General features: G+C 72.2%; 15 protein-coding genes. 6 read left to right on the top strand and 9 right to left on the bottom strand.

Annotation, left to right across the window (positions count from 1 at the left end; translation table 11 throughout):
• Nucleotides 1-202 (top strand): Beta-galactosidase C-terminal domain (locus tag ACWCQ1_RS44990; RefSeq protein ID WP_358612379.1); only part of this gene is annotated, 202 nt, incomplete at its 5' end.
• A gap of 59 nt (nt 203-261) precedes the next feature.
• A complete protein-coding gene (locus ACWCQ1_RS44985; RefSeq protein WP_358612382.1) occupies nt 262-987 on the top strand; it encodes an SDR family NAD(P)-dependent oxidoreductase in 726 nt (241 codons plus the stop codon).
• Nucleotides 988-1,065: 78 nt separating this feature from the next.
• Here the strand turns inward: ACWCQ1_RS44985 and ACWCQ1_RS44980 are convergent, their stop codons facing one another.
• On the bottom strand, nt 1,066-1,545 hold the full coding sequence (locus ACWCQ1_RS44980) for a flavin reductase family protein (protein WP_451029220.1): 480 nt from the start codon (nt 1,543-1,545) through the stop codon (nt 1,066-1,068).
• A 194-nt stretch (nt 1,546-1,739) separates the two neighbouring features.
• Here ACWCQ1_RS44980 and ACWCQ1_RS44975 point away from each other — a divergent pair, with 194 nt between their 5' ends.
• Complete coding sequence (locus tag ACWCQ1_RS44975) at nt 1,740-4,031, top strand: FUSC family protein (RefSeq protein WP_451029219.1); 2,292 nt, start codon at nt 1,740-1,742, stop codon at nt 4,029-4,031.
• 23 nt (nt 4,032-4,054) lie between these two features.
• On the opposite strand, the gene ACWCQ1_RS44970 is transcribed toward ACWCQ1_RS44975, so the two are convergent.
• Both ACWCQ1_RS44970 and ACWCQ1_RS44965 read right to left on the bottom strand, forming a co-directional pair.
• Nucleotides 4,055-5,092 (bottom strand): zinc-dependent alcohol dehydrogenase, encoded by a 1,038-nt coding sequence (locus tag ACWCQ1_RS44970; RefSeq protein ID WP_451029218.1) that lies wholly within the window; start codon nt 5,090-5,092, stop codon nt 4,055-4,057.
• 11 nt (nt 5,093-5,103) lie between these two features.
• Entirely contained in the window at nt 5,104-5,943 is an 840-nt protein-coding gene (locus ACWCQ1_RS44965) for an IclR family transcriptional regulator (protein WP_451029221.1), read from the bottom strand.
• A gap of 38 nt (nt 5,944-5,981) precedes the next feature.
• Here ACWCQ1_RS44965 and ACWCQ1_RS44960 point away from each other — a divergent pair, with 38 nt between their 5' ends.
• Complete coding sequence (locus tag ACWCQ1_RS44960) at nt 5,982-7,694, top strand: IlvD/Edd family dehydratase (protein ID WP_451029217.1); 1,713 nt, start codon at nt 5,982-5,984, stop codon at nt 7,692-7,694.
• Between the two features lie 16 nt (nt 7,695-7,710).
• Here the strand turns inward: ACWCQ1_RS44960 and ACWCQ1_RS44955 are convergent, their stop codons facing one another.
• The 3 genes from ACWCQ1_RS44955 to ACWCQ1_RS44945 form a co-directional block, all read right to left on the bottom strand.
• On the bottom strand, nt 7,711-8,325 hold the full coding sequence (locus ACWCQ1_RS44955) for a LysE family translocator (RefSeq protein ID WP_451029216.1): 615 nt from the start codon (nt 8,323-8,325) through the stop codon (nt 7,711-7,713).
• Nucleotides 8,326-8,423: 98 nt separating this feature from the next.
• The gene (gene icmF / locus ACWCQ1_RS44950) at nt 8,424-11,654 is read right to left on the bottom strand and encodes a fused isobutyryl-CoA mutase/GTPase IcmF (RefSeq protein WP_451029215.1); all 3,231 of its coding nucleotides are present in this window, start codon (nt 11,652-11,654) and stop codon (nt 8,424-8,426) included.
• A gap of 101 nt (nt 11,655-11,755) precedes the next feature.
• Nucleotides 11,756-13,222 (bottom strand): phytoene desaturase family protein, encoded by a 1,467-nt coding sequence (locus tag ACWCQ1_RS44945; RefSeq protein WP_451029214.1) that lies wholly within the window; start codon nt 13,220-13,222, stop codon nt 11,756-11,758.
• Nucleotides 13,223-13,390: 168 nt separating this feature from the next.
• On the opposite strand from ACWCQ1_RS44945, the gene ACWCQ1_RS44940 reads away from it, so the two are divergent.
• Nucleotides 13,391-13,855, top strand: coding sequence for a hypothetical protein (locus tag ACWCQ1_RS44940; protein ID WP_358607411.1), 465 nt, complete (start codon nt 13,391-13,393; stop codon nt 13,853-13,855).
• The gene (locus ACWCQ1_RS44935; RefSeq protein ID WP_358607408.1) at nt 13,852-14,187 is read left to right on the top strand and encodes a hypothetical protein; all 336 of its coding nucleotides are present in this window, start codon (nt 13,852-13,854) and stop codon (nt 14,185-14,187) included. Before ACWCQ1_RS44940 ends, ACWCQ1_RS44935 begins: the two co-directional genes overlap by 4 nt.
• 2 nt (nt 14,188-14,189) lie before the next feature.
• Here ACWCQ1_RS44935 and ACWCQ1_RS44930 read toward each other — a convergent pair whose 3' ends face one another.
• The 3 genes from ACWCQ1_RS44930 to ACWCQ1_RS44920 form a co-directional block, all read right to left on the bottom strand.
• Complete coding sequence (locus ACWCQ1_RS44930; protein WP_358607405.1) at nt 14,190-14,690, bottom strand: universal stress protein; 501 nt, start codon at nt 14,688-14,690, stop codon at nt 14,190-14,192.
• Nucleotides 14,691-14,784: 94 nt separating this feature from the next.
• A complete protein-coding gene (locus tag ACWCQ1_RS44925) occupies nt 14,785-15,429 on the bottom strand; it encodes a gamma carbonic anhydrase family protein (protein WP_358607402.1) in 645 nt (214 codons plus the stop codon).
• Between the two features lie 70 nt (nt 15,430-15,499).
• The gene (locus tag ACWCQ1_RS44920) at nt 15,500-18,130 is read right to left on the bottom strand and encodes an alpha-L-rhamnosidase-related protein (protein ID WP_451029213.1); all 2,631 of its coding nucleotides are present in this window, start codon (nt 18,128-18,130) and stop codon (nt 15,500-15,502) included.
• Nucleotides 18,131-18,259 lie beyond the last annotated feature (129 nt).

Here is an 18,259-nt window from a genome sequence, read left to right as displayed (position 1 = left end):
GGTGCGCGAGGCCCCCGAGGGCGTGGAGGTGGCCCGGCGCCGCGGCCCGGACGCCGACTACCTGTTCCTGATCAACCACACCGACCGCGCCGCCCGCATCCCCGTCTCCCCCGAGGCGACGGAACTCCTCTCCGGCAAGCCCGCGACCGGTTCGGTCACCGTGCCGCCGGGCGAGGTGGCAGTGGTTCGCGAACCCCGCTGACCTGATCGACGATGATGAGGGGGACGGGGTCGAGCGATCACCAGAGAGGCGGTGCCATCGTGAGTCGGATCCTGGTGACCGGATCCGCGGACGGTCTGGGGCGGGCCGCGGCCGCAGCGCTGCTGTCCGCGGGACACGACGTGGTGGTGCACGCCCGGAGCCGCGAGCGCGCGGCGGCACTCGACGTCCTGGTCGAGCGCGGAGCCGGGCTCGTGGTGGGCGACTTCGCCGATCGTGCGGCGGTACGGGACATCGCCGCCGAGCTGAACGACGCGAAGCCGCTCGACGCGGTCGTCCACAACGCCGGCGTGTGGAGCGGGCCGGCCGTCATGCCGGTCAACATCGTCGCGCCGTACCTGCTCACGGCCCTGCTGCGCGGGCCCCGGCGGCTGGTGTACCTCAGCAGCGGCTCGCACTTCGGCGGGCGCCCCTCGCTCGCCGGGGTCGACTGGTGGGGGCGGGGTGCGGGCTCGTACGCCGACAGCAAGCTGTTCGTCACGACGCTCATGGCAGCGGTGGCGCGCCTGCGGCCCGGGGTGCTGAGCAACGCGGTGGACCCGGGCTGGGTGCCGACGAAGATGGGCGGGCCGAACGCGCCCGACGATCTGGAACTCGGCCATGAGACACAGGTGTGGCTCGCGACGAGCGACGACCCCGAGGCCCTGACCACAGGCGGGTACTGGTACCACCGCCAACGGCGCGAACCGCACGGCGCGGTCCACGACCAGGCGTTCCAGGACCGCCTGTTGCGGACACTGGCCGAGGAGACGGACACCCCACTGTGAGATCGCGGGCCCACCCTGCCCGCAAGCCCCAACCTTCCTCGGCACATGGACCTAGGACACCGCCACTCCCGGGCACGTTCAGGCCGGATGGCCCGGGTCGATGTCCAGCGCGTCGCGGAGCCTCAGCAGTGGACCGTCCGTGCCGCCTCCCCACTGCACCGGTGCCAGGACGAAGCCGACGTGATCGCCTCCGTCGATGTGGCTCTCGACGGTGCCGACGAACCACGCCGCGACCTCGTCCAGGATCACCGAGCCGCCGTACCCCTGTGTCCACGGTGTCCGGGCGAACTTGTCGGTCCGGTCGCCGGTCCGTCCGCCGAACAGCTCCGCCAGCTCGTGCTGCTCACGGGTCAGCAGATGGACGGCGAGGCAGTCGGCCCGGCGGGCGATGTCGTAGGTGTGGTTGGCCTTGGAGATCCACACCGCGAACCGCGCGGGCTGGATGGAGCACTGGCAGAAGAACCCCACCAGACACCCGGCCTGCCGCCCGTCCGCCGAGGCCGTGACCACGCACATGTCGGGGTTCAGCCGGTCGGTGAACGTGTCGATGTCTGTCATGGCCGCCCGCTCCGGATCCCTCGCCGATCGCTCCGCGTACGAGTGCCCGCCTTCCGCTCCGGCTCACGGGCGCAAACAGGGCCCCGGCGGCCCGGTCGTTTTCGGCCGGAAGGCGGGCGGCGCGGTCCCGGGGCGCACATACTCGACACCTGTGGGGCGCGCGGGCGTCGTGCCGACGGGAGGTGTGCGGGCGTATGCGGATACCTGGTCGTCTCCCGGTCGCCGGGCGGCTCGGGGCGTGGCTGCGGGACCACGATCCGGGGCTGGCGGCGACGCGCCGGGCGGGTCGGACCGCGCTGGTCATGCCGGCCCTGTTCGCGCTGTGCAGCCAGGTGCTGCACACGCCGACGATCGCCACGTTCGCGGCGTTCGGCTCGTTCTCGATGCTGCTGCTCGTGGAGTTCACCGGTCCGATGGTGCAGCGGCTGCGCGCCCAGGTGGGGCTCGCGGTGGCCTGGGCGCTGCTGATCTGTCTGGGCACGCTCGTGGCCCGGCAGACCTGGCTGGCGGTCACGGTCACCGTGGTGGTCGGCTTCCTGGTGCTGTTCGCGGGTGTGGTCAGCTCCGTCCTCGCGGGCGCGTCGACGGCACTGCTGCTGGGCTTCGTCCTTCCGGTGACCTCACCCGGCCCGCTCTCGCAGCTGCCCGACCGGCTCGCCGGCGCGGGCCTCGCGGCGGCCGCCGCCCTGCCCGCGATCTCCCTGCTGTGGCCCCGGCCCACCGCCGATCCGCTCAGCGCACCCGCCGCCCGGGTCTGCCGCGCGGCCGCCGCACAGCTGCACGCCGACGCGTCCCGGCTCGCCGCCGATCCGGACGCGCCGAGCCCGGCCCACTGCCGGGCGGCCGCCGTCGACGCCGCCACCGCGGCCGCCGAGCTGCGCGCCGCCTTCGACGCCACGCCCTACCGGCCGACCGGCCTGTCGACCGGGTCGCGGGCCATCGTCCGACTGGTCGACGAACTGACCTGGCTCAGTGCCATCCTGGCCGAGAGCACCCCTCCAGACGACGGGAACGCCGGCTGCGACCGGGACGCGCATCGCGTACGCCGATCCGCCGCCGAGGTCCTGGAGCGGGCCGCCGATCTCCTGGACACCCCACGGTCGGATCCGACGGCTCTGCGGGCCGCCTCGGCGGAGCTGCGCGAGGTCATGGACGGCATGGAGCACGGGGCCGTCACCCGGCTGCCGGTGCACCGGCCCCGCCCGGGCACCGAGGCGGAGATCCGCGACTTTCTCGGCTCCCTGGACCTGTCCTTCCGCGCGCAGGAACTGGGGTTCGCCACCCTGCAGATCGCCGGCAACGTGGACCTGGCCGCGGCCGCCGAGCGCCGCAGCTGGCCGGAGCGGCTGCTGGGCCTCGAACCCGGTACCGTCGTCCAGCCGCTGGCCTCGGCGCGCGAGCGGGCCGCCGCGCACCTCGAGCGCGGCTCCGTCTGGCTGCACAACAGCCTGCGCGGCGCGCTCGGCCTCGGCGTCGCGGTCGCCCTCGCCGACGCCACCGGCGTCGAGCACTCCTTCTGGGTGCTGCTGGGCACGCTGTCGGTCCTGCGCTCCAACGCCCTCAACACCGGCCAGAACGCCGCACGCGCCCTGGGCGGCACCCTCGTCGGCTCGGTCCTCGGCGCCGGGCTGCTCCAGCTCATCGGCGACCACAGCACCGTGCTGTGGTTCCTGCTGCCCCTCGCCGTACTGGTCGCGGGCATCGCACCCGCCGCCATCTCCTTCGCCGCAGGTCAGGCGGCCTTCACCGTCACACTGGTCATCCTGTTCAACATCGGCCGGCACCCGGACTGGCACATCGTGCTGCTGCGGATCGAGGACATCGCGCTGGGCTGCGGGGTGAGCGTGCTGGTCGGCCTCTTCTTCTGGCCGCGCGGCGCCACGGCCGCCGTCGACCGTGCCCTCGCCGCCGCCTACACCGACAGCGCGCGCTATCTGGCCGGCGCGGTGCGGTACGCGGTGGGCCGCTGCGCCGGCGGCCCCCCGCCCGTCGCGGCCCCGGAACAGGAGAACCGCCAGGCGGCGGCCGCGGCTCGGCGCCTGGACGACGCCTTCCGCAGCTATCTCGCGGAACGCGGCGCCAAACCGGTGCCCCTGGCCGACATGACCACCCTCGTCACCGGCGTCGTCGGACTGCGGCTCGCCGCGGACGCCGTCCTGGGCCTGTGGCAACGCGCCGGCGAGCAGCCCGACGGAACGGACCGGGTGGACGCACGACTGGTGCTGATGGGCACCGCGGACCACGTCTCCGTCTGGTACCGCAATCTGGCGACGGGCCTGGACCGCGGCACCGCGGTGCCGGACCCGATGCCCCCGGACCCGGCCGCCGAGGCCCGCCTGGTCACCTCCCTGCGGCGCGATCTGAGCGACGAGGACGGCAAGGCCACGGACACGGCGGTCCGCATCATCTGGACCGCCGACCACCTGGACGTCGCCCGCCGTCTGCAGTCCGGGCTGGCCGCGGCGGCGAGGCCCGCCGAGACGTGAGACCACGTCTCACGAGCCCCCTTTCACTGGTGCGCCGGACGAGCGTCCTCCCGCCGTGGATCAACGAGGACCTTCGGGCCGGGACCCGCCTCCGGGGGCCGTTCTCCGGCGAGCACGGCGCCGACCGACTCCAGGCCCACGGTCGCCGCGACGAGCGGTCGCGGATCGACCAGACGCTCCGCGTAGGCCCGGATCGTCGCCGCCAGTCCCGGGGACGCGGACAGCACGCCCACCGCGGTCACGTCCTTCAGGGCGAGCGTGCGGGTGTCGACACGGCTCGGTTCACCGGACAAACCGATGTACACGAGCCGTCCGGCCGGCTCGACCAACTCCAGTGCCCTGCCCGGCAGATGGGCGGCGTTGGAGGCGTCGACGACAGCGTCGAAGGGCAGCTCGGGAACGGTGTCCTCCCACCACACGTGCTCGAAGCCGAGTGCGCGGGCGAAGGAGAGGGACGGGGCGGTACGGCCCATCAGATGCACCTCGGCCCCGGCGGCCCGGACGAACATCGCCGCGAGCAGCCCGATCGTCCCCGGCCCGAGCACCAGAACCCGGTCACCGGGCCCGGCGCCCGTGGCCCGCGCGGCGCGCAGGGCGTTGCCGCCGGGCTCCACCAGCGCCCCGAGTTCGGCGTCGACGGAGTCCGGCAGCCCGTGCAAGGACGTGGCGGGAACGGCCAGTTGCTCGGCCAGCGCCCCGGACCGGTTCCCGCGTATGCCGACCTCCTGCCGTTTGTCGCACACGTGCTGGTGGCCTCGCCGGCAGCGTCGGCAGTCGCCGCACCCGAGCATGGTGTCCCCCATGACGCGCCGGCCGATCCACGCGGGGTCGACCCCGTCGCCGACGGCGGCCACGCGTCCGGCCCACTCGTGGCCCAGGCGCATGGGGTAGGCGGCGTGTCCCTGGTGGAGGTAGGCCATCGCGCCGCTGAAGAACTCGGCGTCGGTGCCGCAGACACCGGCCCGCTCGACGTCGACGACGACTTCGCCGGGAGCCGCCACGGGTGCCGGGACCTCCTGGACCGCGTACTCCCCCGGTGCGGTCAGGACGAAAGCGCGCATGGCGCGGACGGTCATCGCGGGTGCGGCCCGTTCAGCGGGCCGAGCAGCTTGCGGATGTCGTCGATCCCTTCCGTCAAGGTCTGCAAGGGAGTCCGGTAGGCCAGGGCGCTGACGCTCACCGCTCCGGAGGGAGCGGTCGGTGAGACGGCGTAGACGGGCACAGCGAGGCATCTGACGCCTGCCTCGTTCTCCTCGTCGTCGAGGGCGTAACCGCGTGTGCGGGTTACCTCCAGCTCGCGGTGCAACTCCTCGGCCTCACACCTGGTTCGGGATGTCCGGCGCTCCAGGGGGGCGTCGCCGATCCACCGTCGTACGGCCTCCGGCGTCCTCAACTCGTGGGCGAGCAGCAGCTTTCCGACGGCGGTGGCGTGGGCGGGGTTGCGGCCGCCGACCGTGGAGGTCAGCCGGACGGCGCCGGTGGGCGGGTCGACCTTGGCGCGGTAGACGACCTCGCGGCCGTCGAGGACGGCGTAGTGCGCGGTCTCGCCGAAGCGGGCGGCCAGCGCCTCCAGCACCGGCCGCATGCGGACGTGTTCCGGGCGCGCTTCGTGATGGGCGAAGGCCATGCGCAGGAACTCGTCGCCGAGCAGATAGTGGCCGCGCCCGTCCTGACCGGCGAATCCGGCCCGGCGCAGGGCGGCCAGCGCCCGGTGCACGGTGGGCTTCGGGCTGCCCATCGCCCGGGTCAGTTCCTCCAGGCCCACGCCCTCGGGATGCCGGGCGAGCTGCTTGAGGACCGCGAGCACCCGGTCCGACCCCACCAGCCGAGCACCGCCGACGCGCTCGGAGCCGTCTTGGTCGGGGTCTGTCGATCCCTCATCGGTCTGCGTATGCTCCATGGTGTTCCACAGATTAGACCTGTGTGTCGACTGCCGGAAGGGGCTCGAGGGTGACGCTCCGCAGCGCCCAGTGGTACGAGGGTCAGGACCGCAACGCCTACATCCACCGGGCGTGGATGCGCCGTGGCGGGCCCGAGGACGCGTTCTCGGGCCGGCCGCAGATCGCCATCGCCAACACCGCCTCGGATCTGACCCCGTGCAACGCGCATCTCGACGAGGTCGCGGCCTCGGTCCGTGACGGTGTCCACGAGGCGGGCGGCATCCCGCTGGATCTGCCGGTGGTGTCGCTGGGTGAGACCCAGGTGCGTCCGACGGCGATGCTCTGGCGCAACATGGCGGCGATGGCCACGGAGGAGATGCTCCGGGCCAACCCCGTCGACGGCGTGGTGCTGTTGGGCGGCTGCGACAAGACGATCCCGTCCCTGCTGATGGCCGCCGGGTCGGTGGACCTGCCCGCGGTCGTCGTGCCGGGCGGCCCGATGCTGACCGGGACCTTCCGCGGGCGTCCGCTGGGCTGCGGTACGGATGTGTGGCGGCTGTCGGAGGAGGTCCGCGCCGGGACGCTCACCCAGGAGCAGTTCACCCGCTCCGAGTCCGCGATGATCCGCAGCCGCGGGCACTGCAACACCATGGGCACCGCCTCCACGATGGCGCTGGTGGCCGAGGCCCTGGGCACCGTCGTACCCGGCGTCGCCGGAACCCCCGCGCCCGACAGCCGACTGCTGCAGGCCGCGCACCACACCGGCCGGCTGGCCGTGGAGCTGGTCGGCGCCGACCGCAGGCCGTCGACCTTCCTGACCAAGGCCTCCTTCCACAACGCGATCGTGGCGCTGGCCGCGATCGGCGGCTCCACGAACGCCGTCGTCCATCTCCTCGCGATCGCGGGCCGGCTGGGCGTCGAGCTGACCCTCGACGACTTCGACCGCATCGGCTCGCGCGTCCCCGTCCTGGTCGACCTCCAGCCCGCCGGCCGCTTCCTGATGGAGGACTTCCACCGCGCCGGCGGCCTCCTCGCCGTCCTGCGCGAGGTCCGCGACCTGCTCGACCCCAACGCGCTGACCGTCACCGGCGAGCCGCTGGTCCACTACCTCGACGAGGCGCCGATCTGGGACGGCGAGGTCATCCGCACCCGCGCCGAACCCCTCGTCGCCGAAGGGGGTATCGCCGTCCTGCGCGGCAACCTCGCCCCCGACGGCGCGCTCGTCAAACCGGCGGCCGCCTCACCGCACCTGCTGCGCCACCGCGGCCCCGCGGTCGTCTTCGACTCCATCGAGGACTTCCACGCCCGCATCGACGACCCCGGCCTCGACGTGGACGCCGACTCCGTCCTGGTCCTGCGCGGCTGCGGCCCCAAGGGCTACCCGGGCATGCCCGAGGTCTCGAACATGCCGCTGCCCAGGAAGCTCCTCGCCCAGGGCGTCCGCGACATGGTCCGCGTCTGCGACGGCCGGATGAGCGGTACGGCGTACGGCACGGTCGTCCTGCACGTGGCTCCGGAAGCCGCGGCGGGCGGCCCCCTCGCGCTCGTCCGCACCGGGGACGTCATCACCCTCGACGTCCCGGCCCGGCGCATCGACATGGACGTACCGGCCGAGGAACTCGCCCGCCGCACCCCGAGCAAGGCCACCGTCACCGGCTTCGCCAATCCCGGACGCGGCTGGGAACGCCTCTACGTCGACCACGTCCTGCAGGCCGACACCGGAGCCGACCTGGACTTCCTGGTCGGCTCCAGCGGCTCGGCGGTCAGCCGCGAGTCGCATTGAGGGCCGGCGGTGACGGTCACTCCGTCGCCGCGACCCCGAACCCGATGGCGATGAGGAGGCCACCGGTGATCCGCTCCCAGCGGCGTCGCCAGGCCGGGCGCTCCAGCACGGACCGCAGCCGGGCCGCGACCGTCACCAGGGCCAGCCAGTAGCCGATGCCGAGGACGATGTCGGCCACGCCCAGGAGAAGGATCTGCCCGGCCGGCGGACCGTCGCGGTCCACGAACTGGGGCAGGACGCTGAGAAAGAACAGCGCCGCCTTGGGGTTGAGGGCATTGGTCACAAAGCCCTGCAGGAAGCTGCTACGCCGGTCCGTCGCGCGGCGGGGGCCGTCCTCGCGCCGCGGCATCCGCCGTGCGTCGAGCATGGCGCGTACACCCAGGTACACCAGATAGGCGGCCCCGAGCAGCTTGATCACGGTGAAGGCGTACGCGAACCGGGTCGCGAGGACGGACAGTCCCAGGACGGCCGCGCACATGTGCACACACAGCCCTGTCTGGGCGCCGAGAGCCGCCGCCCTGCCCAGTGCGCGTCGCCGGACGGACGCTCGGACGATGACCAGGAAGTCGGGACCCGGCACCAGGTAGGCGAGCAGCACCACCCCGACGAACCCCACGAGATCGACCGACATGCCGTCCTCCGTCCTGCCGCCCTCCCACGGGCCGCGCCGAGAACTGCCGTGTTCCACCGGCACGCGATGGCATGCGGCCGACCTCGCATCGGTGACCGTCAGACGTTACGGCGGTACTGTCCGCCCACCTCGAAGAACGCGTCGGTGATCTGCTGGAGGGAGCAGACCCGGGCGGCGTCCATCAGGACGGCGAAGACGTTGTCGCCGCTGACCGCCGCGTCCTTCAGGGCGGCCAGGGCGGCATGGGCCGGCTCCTGGTGGCGGGCCTGGAAGTCCTGGACACGCCCCAGCTGGGAGTGCTTCTCCTCCTCGGTGGCGCGGGCGAGTTCGACGACGGCCGGTTCGGCGGTGTCGGCGTGCGGGTTGCGGAAGGTGTTGACGCCGATCAGGGGCAGCGAGCCATCGTGCTTGCGCTGCTCGTACAGCATCGACTCGTCCTGGATGCGTCCGCGCTGGTAGCCGGTCTCCATCGCGCCGAGCACACCGCCGCGTTCGCTGATGCGCTCGAACTCCTGCAGGACGGCCTCCTCGACCAGGTCGGTCAGTTCGTCGATGATGAACGAGCCCTGGAGGGGGTTCTCGTTCATCGCCAGGCCCCATTCCCGGTTGATGATCAGCTGGATGGCCAGGGCCCGGCGCACGGAGTCCTCGGTGGGGGTGGTGACGGCCTCGTCGTAGGCGTTGGTGTGCAGGCTGTTGCAGTTGTCGTAGATGGCGATGAGCGCCTGCAGGGTGGTGCGGATGTCGTTGAAGTCCATCTCCTGGGCGTGCAGGGAGCGTCCGGAGGTCTGGACGTGGTACTTCAGCTTCTGCGAGCGCTCGTTGGCGCCGTACTTCTCCTTCATCGCCACCGCCCAGATGCGGCGGGCGACCCGGCCCAGCACCGAGTACTCGGGGTCCATGCCGTTGGAGAAGAAGAAGGACAGGTTGGGGGCGAAGTCGTCGATGTGCATACCCCGGGCGAGGTAGGCCTCGACGTAGGTGAAGCCGTTGGCCAGGGTGAAGGCGAGCTGGCTGATGGGGTTCGCGCCGGCCTCGGCGATGTGGTAGCCGGAGATGGACACCGAGTAGAAGTTGCGGACCTTGTTCTGGATGAACCACTCCTGGATGTCGGCCATCATCCGAAGCGAGAACTCGGTGGAGAACAGGCAGGTGTTCTGGCCCTGGTCCTCCTTGAGGATGTCGGCCTGCACGGTGCCGCGCACGGTCGCCAGCGCGTGCGCGCGCAGCTCGGCCGCTTCCTCGGGGGACGGGTCGCGGCCCTCGGCGTCGCGGAACTTCTCGGTCTGCTGGTCGATCGCGGTGTTGAGGAAGAAGGCCAGGATGGTCGGCGCGGGCCCGTTGATGGTCATGGAGACCGAGGTGGTGGGTGCCACGAGGTCGAAGCCGTCGTAGAGGGCCTTCATGTCCTCCAGGGTGGCCACCGAGACGCCGGAGGTGCCGACCTTGCCGTAGATGTCGGGGCGTTCGTCGGGGTCGCGGCCGTAGAGGGTGACGGAGTCGAAGGCGGTGGACAGGCGGGTGGCGGGCTGGCCTTCGGAGAGCAGCTTGAAGCGCCGGTTGGTGCGGAAGGGGTCGCCCTCGCCGGCGAACATACGGGCCGGGTCCTCGCCGTCGCGCTTGAAGGGGAACACCCCGGCGGTGAAGGGGAAGTGGCCCGGCAGGTTCTCCGCTCGCCAGAACCTCACCAGTTCGCCGTGGTCGGTGAAGCGGGGCAGGGCGACGCGGGGGATCTTGTTGCCGGACAGCGACTCGCGGGTGAGCTTGGTGCGGATCTCCTTGTCCCGCACCTTCACCACCTGCTCGTCGCCGGAGTAGGCGGCCACGACCGCGGGCCAGTTCTGGATCTGCTCCGTGATCTCGTACGGCAGCTGCCGCCGCGCCTGGGCCAGCAGTGACCGTACGTCCTCGGCGTCCAGGCCGGCGTCGACCAGCTCCGCCTCGACCGCCGCCAGGCGCTGCACCCGGCGTGCGGCGTCGGCCAGTTGACCGGTGGTGGCGTGGTAGGCACGGATGGACTCGGTGATCTCGGCGAGGTAGCGGACCCGGTCCGCGGGGACCACCTGGCGGATGCCGGAGGAGTGCCGTACGTCGACCGGCGCCAGCGTGCCCTCGACCAGCGGCAGTCCCTTCTCGGCCAGGACGGTCCTCAGGTGCTGGTGCAGGGCGGTGACGCCGTCGTCGTTGAAGGTCGCCGCGGAGGTGCCGTAGACCGGCATGTCCTCCGGCCGCTTGCCGAACGCCTCACGGTTGCGCACCAGTTGGCGGCCCACGTCCCGCATCGCGTCCTTCGCGCCGCGCCGCTCGAACTTGTTGATCGCCACCACGTCGGCGAAGTCGAGCATGTCGATCTTCTCCAGCTGGGAGGCGGCGCCGAACTCCGGCGTCATCACATACAGCGAGGTGTCGACGAAGGGCACGATCGCCGCGTCGCCCTGGCCGATGCCCGGCGTCTCCACGATCACCAGGTCGAACCCGGCGGCCTTCACCACGTCGATCACGTCGGAGAGGTGCTCGGGCAGCTCGCGGCTGCCGCGGGTGGCCAGGCTGCGGAAGAACACCCGGTTGCCGTCCAGGGAGTTCATCCGGATGCGGTCACCGAGCAGGGCGCCCCCGCCGCGGCGGCGGGTCGGGTCGACGGCGATCACCGCGATCCGCAGCTTGTCCTGCTGGTCGACGCGGAAGCGGCGCACCAACTCGTCGGTGAGGGAGGACTTTCCGGAGCCGCCGGTGCCGGTGATACCCAGCACCGGCACGGTCCGGGCGGTGGCCGCGGCGCGCAACTGCCCCAGGAACTCCGCGTCCAGCTTGCCGAGTTCGGCACCGGTGACGGCACGCGCGATCGCGAACCGGTCACCGGCCAGCACGGCGGCGACGTCGGCCGGCCTGGCGTCCCACAGGTCGAAGTCGCAGTCCCGCACGACCGTGTTGACCATTCCGGCCAGCCCCATCCGCTGCCCGTCCTCCGGGGAGAAGATGGTCACCCCGCTCCCCCGCAGCCGGGCGATCTCCTCGGGAACGATGACCCCGCCACCGCCGCCCACCACCCGCACATGCTCCGCGCCCTGCTCGCGCAGCGACTGCACCAGGTACTCGAAGTACTCGACATGCCCGCCCTGGTAGGAGGAGACCGCCACGCCGTGGGCGTCCTCTTCGAGGGCCGCGTCGACGACCTCCTGTACGGAGCGGTTGTGGCCGAGGTGGATCACCTCGGCGCCCTGGGACTGGAAGATGCGCCGCATGATGTTGATCGAGGCGTCATGCCCGTCGAACAGGGCCGAGGCCGTGACCAGACGGACGGGGTGCACGGGCCGGTGCAGATCGCTCATGGCGGGGGGCCTTCCCAGGGCAGGTCGCGGGCGCTGACGAGGAAATAGTAGGACGTCCTAGTAATCGGGGCCCGGAGGGCGGCATGTGAGGAGCAGCACAGTTACTCGGACGTCCTACTATCCTGTGCCCTCGCCCGGGGCGATCGACGCCCCGCACGCCGCAGATGGCGCAGCGCCGACTCGGCCGCGTGCGCTCCGCACATGCCGTGCGCGCCGGCTCCCGGCGGGGTGGCGGCCGAGCAGATGAACATGCCGGGCACGCCCGTGGCATAGGGGTCGAGGGCGGGGCGGGGACGGGCCAGCAGTTGGCGGACGGTGTTGGCGCCGGTGACGATGTCCCCGCCGACGAAGTTCGGGTTGTACTCCTCGAAGGCGGCCGGCGTGCGCACCGCCTTGCCGACGACCCGGTCGCGGAAGCCGGGGGCGAACCGTTCGATCTGCCGGACGATCGCCTCGGTCGCGTCGCCGTCGTAACCATGGGGCACGTGGGCGTATGTCCACACCGGGTGGACGTCTCCCGCGGAGCGCGCCGGGTCGGCCAGGTACTGCTGTCCGACCAGCACGAACGGCCGCTCGGGCATCCGGCCGAGGTGGAGGGCGTACTCGGCGGCGGCGACCTGCTCGAAGGTCCCGCCGAGGTGCACGGTTCCCGCCCGCCGTGCCGCCTCGTGCGTCCAGGGCACCCCGCCCTCGACCGCGAAGTCCACTTTGAACGCACCCGGACCGTGCCGGAAGCGACGGTAGGCGCGGGCGACCGGGGCCGGCAGCCGGTCGCCGAGCACGTCGGCCACCGCGACCGGTGCCAGGTCGAACAACACCACATCGGCGGGCGGGAGTTGGGCCGCCGACCGCACCCGGACACCGGTCTCGATCCGGCCGCCCAGCGCTCCCAGCAGACCCGCCAGGGCATCGCTGATCGCGCGCGAGCCGCCCGCCGCCACCGGCCAGCCGTACCGGTGCCCGGACGCGATGATCGACACCCCGATGGCGGCGGTGGCCGGGCGGTTCAGCGGCCGGAAGGCGTGTGCGGCGATGCCGCCGTACAGCGCCCGCGCCGCCTGTGAACGCCACACCCGCGCCAGCGCGGAGGCGGGCAGCAGCGACGGGACACCGAAGCGGGCCAGCAGCAGCGGGTGACGCGGCACGCGGGTCAGGGGGCTCAGGAAGTCCCCGGCCAGCGCGTCGAAGTGCTCACCCAGGGGCCCGAACAGCCGCTCCCAGCGGTCACCGTCGGGACGGCCGAGCCCCTCGGCGGTCCGCTGCACCGACCGGTGCAGCACGCCCGCCGCTCCCGAGTCCAGCGGATGCACGCAGTCGATCTCCGGCAGGCACCAGCGCAGACCGAACCGCTCCAGGCCCAGGGTGCGCAGGAAGGGCGAGCCGGCCGCCATCGAGTGGATCGCCGAACAGTGGTCGTGCAGCAGGCCGGGCGTGAGCTCGCTGGTGCGGGTACCACCGCCGATGACGTCCGCCGCCTCCAGCACGGTGACGGCGACCCCCTCGCGTGCGAGCCGGACGGCCGCCGCGAGACCGTTGGGACCACTGCCCACGACGACGGCTGTGCTCATGGAAACTCCTCGGCGTGCGAGTCGGGGCACGGTGGACGGGGGCGAGCTGCGCATGCGGGCTCTTGTGACACCACTGTGACCGCAGGAGTGGCCTCCGTCACAGTCCAACGCCTTCCGGCCTGGTGGAGTTGCCCGAACCGACAAAGATCATGCCGGACAGGGGGGCTCATGATCGCCGGACTCGGCGTCTTCGCCATCTGCGCCCTGGGCGCGCTGATCGCCGGGGTCTCACTCCTCGCGATGGCACTGCCGGGCCGCCCCCAGCCCTGGCTGCTCCATCTGCTGCACCGAGCCGCATGGCTGGCCGCGGCCTCGGCGGCAGCGGTCTACGCCCTGGGCCTCACCGGCGTCCTGGCCTCCCAGCTCGCCTACAACGACGGCGCGGACTCCGTGCCCGCACCGGCGTGCCGGGACGGCTTCAGCGCCGACACGGTCCGGCACCTCGTCCGGCACGAGGCGTCGTACCTGCCGCTGCGGTTCGACTGCGTCCGCGACGACGGCACCACCTACACCAGCGATCCGAACTACACGTGGATGAACTGGACGACCCTGCTCCTCGGTGTCTGCGCCGTCCTGCTCGTGATCGGCGCGGGTTACGTGACCGAGTTCCGCGCCCGGAGAGCGCTGCGGTGATCCGTCGCTACGGCGGACCGCTGCTGGTCCATCTCCTCATCGGGATCCCGACCGTCGTCGTGGTGTGGTGCGCCCGTTGGTATGCGGCGTACGGCCACTGCGGGCTCGACGACCTCGAACGGTCGGACCTGGACGGCTGCACGTACGACCAGATCGACCACAGCGGTCCGGTCCTGGGCCTCCTCGTCGTCACCGGTCTGTTCGTGCTATTGCTGCTGGCGATCGCCGCTGTGATCGTGCCGCTCAGACGTGAACGCCCGCTCAAACCATGGCTGTTGACGCTGCCTGCCGTCATGCTGCCCTGGCTCGTGCTCCACGGGTTGGCCCGCTGACGCTACGGGTGGTGCGGGGGATGCGGCGGTGGGGGCGGGATGGTGGCCAGGCCGGGGGCGGGTTCGGGCCAGACCAGGAGGACCGGGCAGGGGGCGTGGTCCAGGACGAAGCGGCTGGCGGGGCCGAGGCTGTGCGGGCCCAGGTGGGTACGGTCGCCGTCGCGGGCCAGGATGAGCAGATCGGCGTTCTCGACCGCCGCGACGACCTCGCGTTCGACGCGTCCGGTGCGCTCGGTGCGGGTGCAGGGCCGGCCGAGCCGGTCGGCGGCGGCACGCAGGAGCTGCTCGGCGGAGGCCGCGGCGAGGTGTTCGACGCGGGTGCCGGGATCGCGTTCCGCGTGTCCCCGGCCCAGCAGTCCGGCGAACGCGCCGTGCGCCACGCTCGGCAGGTCCTCCGGGGTGACATGGAGCAGGACGACGTCCGCGTCCTCGAGCGCGTGTCTGCGCGCGGCGTCCACGCACGCGGGCCAGGTGCCCTCGACGATCCAGACCACCACGTTCACGCGGTCAGCCTCCTTCGGGGACGACGGGCGACACTCGCCGATGAACGGCGATGGCTGCGACACCTACAGTGCCATGACCCGTCGCCGGGCATCGTCATTCGACGTCGAGCGTCCTGTCCTCCGCATGCGCGCCGAACTCCGCCACCCGGACCTCCGCCACACGCTCGTACCGCCTGATCCGGTCCGTCCAGGCCGCGTCGACGCCGAAGGCGACCTGGGCGAAGCCGACCCGTGCGACTGCCTCGGCCACACCCGGGTCACCCGGAGCCAGGACGCGGGCCGGGTCCTCCAGTGCGAGGGTGTGCGGGGGTACGAAGAACTCGTCCGGCAGCACCGCACGGGCGTGGACCAGTGCGCCGACGGCCACGACCGCGCCGGCGCCGAGCCGTGCGCCCTGCAGGACGGTCGCCGAGGTGGCGAGGTAGGCGCACCGGCCCACCTCGCAGCCCAGCAGGGTGGCGTGCGGTCCGACGAAGACGTGGTCGCCGAGGAGCACTGGCTGGTCGCCGGCGACCGCGGAGGCGCGCAGGACCGCGTTCTCGCAGATCACCGACGCCTCGCCGATGTCGATCCGGGAGCCCTCGGCATCGAGCACCGCGCCGTACATCACCCGGGCGCGCGGCCCGACCCGTACGTCGCCGGCCAGCGTGGCGGTCGGTGCCACGTAGGCCGTGGGGTGGACCTGCGGGGCGTGCCCGCGGTGCTCGATGCGGATCCCGTCCTGGTGGTTCACGGTCATACGTCGATTGTTTCCGCCGGTGGGCTCGGCGCCTGGCGGATTTCGGACGTCGTGTCCGCGCCTTCCCCGGTCAGCCGTCCCGTCGGGCGGTGACGGTGTGCGTTCCCGGGGCCAGTGCGGTGATCGTGACGCGCCCGTCCTCGACACCGACCGTGCCGTCCGACGCGCGGTGCCCGTCCCACATCCGTCGTCCGTCGGCCCGTACCGTCAGACGGCCGCTGTCCCCCGGTAGCGCGACCGTGCCCCGGGTCCCCCGCGGGACCTCCACCTCCAGTCGGAAGACCCGTCCTGAGTTCTCCCATGCGACGCGCAACGGGCCGTGCGGGGTGGGGAGTTGGCCCTGGGCCCAGGTGACGTCGCCGGGTTCGGGGCGCACCTCCCAGGTGGCGTATCCGGGGGACGTCGGCCGGGCGCCCAGCAGCTGGTGGGTCAGTGCCGGGAGGACACCGGTGGACCAGCCGTGGGCCATGCTGGTGTAGGCGGCCTCGTAGAGCGAGCCGCCCGGGCCGATGCCCTCCCAGTTGGTGATGCCGGGGTCGTGGGTGTCCATCCATCCGTAGGTGCGCCGGATCTGGTCGAGCGCGGAGTCGGCGCGTCCGGCGGTGAAGCGGGCCACGATCTCCGGGTACGACGTGAAGGCGTAGACGCGCTGCGAGGCGCCGTCGAAGATCGTGTCGTTGTCCATGAAGGCGTTGCCGTACGGGCGCCTCGTGGTGGCGTCGAGATGGGCGAGCGCGGACTGCGCGCGGTCGGTGTCGGCGACGCCGGCGGTGACGGCGAGGGAGTTGCCGTCCTGGGCGTGGCGGACGGCCCCGGTGCCGGAGTCGAGATAGGCGCCCGAACTCGCGTCCCACAGGTGGGAGTTGATGGCGTCCTTCACGGCGTCGGCCCGCTGCGTCCAGCGTGTCGCGTCGGCCTGGTGCCCCAGTAGACGGGCGAGTTGGGTGGCGTCCCTGAGTGCCTGGACGTAGAGGGCGTTGTAGTAGGTGACCCTCCCGGTGCGTCCGAGGAAGGCGTAGTCGCCGTATCCGCCGGTGTTGTTGAGTCCTTTGCTGAGCAGTCCGGCCTCGTCGGTGACGCTCGGGTACCAGGTGTCCAGGACCTTCAGCAGGTTGGGGTAGTAGCGGGTGGCGTAGGCGCGGTCCCCGGTGTAGAGCACGTAGTCCCAGCTGCAGGTGATCCACCACAGTGGATAGTCGAACAGCGGGAGGGTGTAGGCGGCGATGGAGGCCGGCGGGATCCAGCCGTCGGCCCGCTGGTGGTCGGCGAGGTCGGCGAGCACGTTGCGGGCGGCGGCCGCGGTGTCGTCGTGGGTGAGGTAGAGGGTCCGGGCGGAGACGGCGAGATCGCCGACGTACGGGTCGCGATCGCGTTTGGCCCCGTCGTGCAGGACGAGCTTGCCTTCCAGGGAGGCGGTCCAGGCGTTGCGCGGGTCGACGTCGTCCTGGCGGAAGGTGTCGGTGACGAGTTCGTTGGTGTAGGCGGCGCCGTACCAGTAGCGGTTGAGGTCGTCGTCGGAGCAGAGGAACCAGCCGCGATACGTGCCCGGGGTGCCGACGTAGGCGGTGAAGTCCAGGCTGACGGAGTCGATTTCGACGGTTCCCCAGGGTTGCGCGGCCGGGGCGTCGGTCGCCGGCGCGTCGAGTGTGATGCGCAGGTAGCGGAAGCCGTGCAGGCCGTCGGCGTAGACCTTGTCGCCGGACTGGAAGCCCTTGCGGTCGGTCCAGTCCGCGCCCTTGGCCGGTACGGCGAACTGGTCGGTTCCCTGGGCCGCGACGCCGGACTGGTCGGAGCGGGTGAAGTCGGAGCGGTCGGTGAGGAACTGCTTGGTCTCGGAGAACGCGAGGCGTACGCCGGGCGAGTTGTCCGAGGCGGAGGTGAAGCGGACGCGCGGGTACCCCACGACGACCTTGCCGAAGTCGACCGTGACGCTGGGCGGCACGACCGGTTGGACCGCCTCGGGCCAGACCTCGTTGATCCGGGTGAACGCCCCGCGTGGGGTGTCCTGGACGGCGGTGACGGTGATGCGGACCTGGGTGGTCGAGACCGTCGTGGTGAAGGGCACCGCCCGCTGGATGACATCGTTGTCGGAGATCGTCGCGGCGGTCTGCCAGGCGCCGTTGACCCAGACGTCGACGGTGAAGTCGGTCGGCACGCCGTCGCTGTTGGAGATCACGGTGATGCCGGACATGCTCCGGGGCTGCGGCAGGGTGATGGTCAGCGTGTCGGGGAAGGCGGCGATCGTGTCGTCGTTCCAGAAGGTGTCGGGGTTGCCGTCGATGGCGTTGGCGGCGTCGTAGGTGCGCGGCTGACCGTCGTTGCCGTTGTTGCCGGCGTGCGTGGAGGACGCCGAGGCCCGGGTGCCCTCCGGCCAGCGGGGGGCGGGGGCGGGCTGCGGGCGGCGCAGGACGGTTCTGGCGCCGCCGGGCTTCAGCAGGGCCTCGGGCTTGCGGACGTCACCGGCCGAGGCGAGGACACGCTCGGGCCGTACGGTGCGGGACGCGGGGCCTTGGACGTAGTGCTGCCAGCCCGTGCCGATGCGCGGGGGTCTGGTGGTGGCGGCCGTTCCGGTGTCGGCCGCCGCCGGGGCCACCCCGGGAAGCCCGGCGGTCACGGCGACGGCTCCGGCGCCGGCCGCGAGGACCGTACGGCGGCGGGGGCCGGGTTGTACAGGGTGCTCCGATGGGTTGCTGGATGTCATGGCGCCTCGTCCCTCACAGACGGTTTGAAACGATTCAATACGCTGGGGCAGGGCGACGCTATCTCAAGTCCGGTATCTCGTACAGGGATTGTGCAGTGCTCGACCCCATGCAGGAGGCCAAAGATCGCT

The sequence above is a fragment of the Streptomyces sp. NPDC002144 genome (assembly GCF_053593695.1).
The sequence above is the reverse complement of the archived record's forward strand: the minus strand, read 5'-3'. Positions and strand labels throughout refer to the sequence as shown.

Bases quoted from the DNA above. Each gene is read 5' to 3' on its own strand.
- ACWCQ1_RS44980 (WP_451029220.1), bottom strand. From the start codon at position 1,545: ATGACAGACATCGACACGTTCACCGACCGGCTGAACCCCGACATGTGC.
- ACWCQ1_RS44975 (WP_451029219.1), top strand. From the start codon at position 1,740: ATGCGGATACCTGGTCGTCTCCCGGTCGCCGGGCGGCTCGGGGCGTGG.
- ACWCQ1_RS44970 (WP_451029218.1), bottom strand. From the start codon at position 5,092: ATGCGCGCTTTCGTCCTGACCGCACCGGGGGAGTACGCGGTCCAGGAG.
- ACWCQ1_RS44955 (WP_451029216.1), bottom strand. From the start codon at position 8,325: ATGTCGGTCGATCTCGTGGGGTTCGTCGGGGTGGTGCTGCTCGCCTAC.
- icmF (WP_451029215.1), bottom strand. From the start codon at position 11,654: ATGAGCGATCTGCACCGGCCCGTGCACCCCGTCCGTCTGGTCACGGCC.
- ACWCQ1_RS44945 (WP_451029214.1), bottom strand. From the start codon at position 13,222: ATGAGCACAGCCGTCGTCGTGGGCAGTGGTCCCAACGGTCTCGCGGCG.
- ACWCQ1_RS44940 (WP_358607411.1), top strand. From the start codon at position 13,391: ATGATCGCCGGACTCGGCGTCTTCGCCATCTGCGCCCTGGGCGCGCTG.
- ACWCQ1_RS44925 (WP_358607402.1), bottom strand. From the start codon at position 15,429: ATGACCGTGAACCACCAGGACGGGATCCGCATCGAGCACCGCGGGCAC.
- ACWCQ1_RS44920 (WP_451029213.1), bottom strand. From the start codon at position 18,130: ATGACATCCAGCAACCCATCGGAGCACCCTGTACAACCCGGCCCCCGC.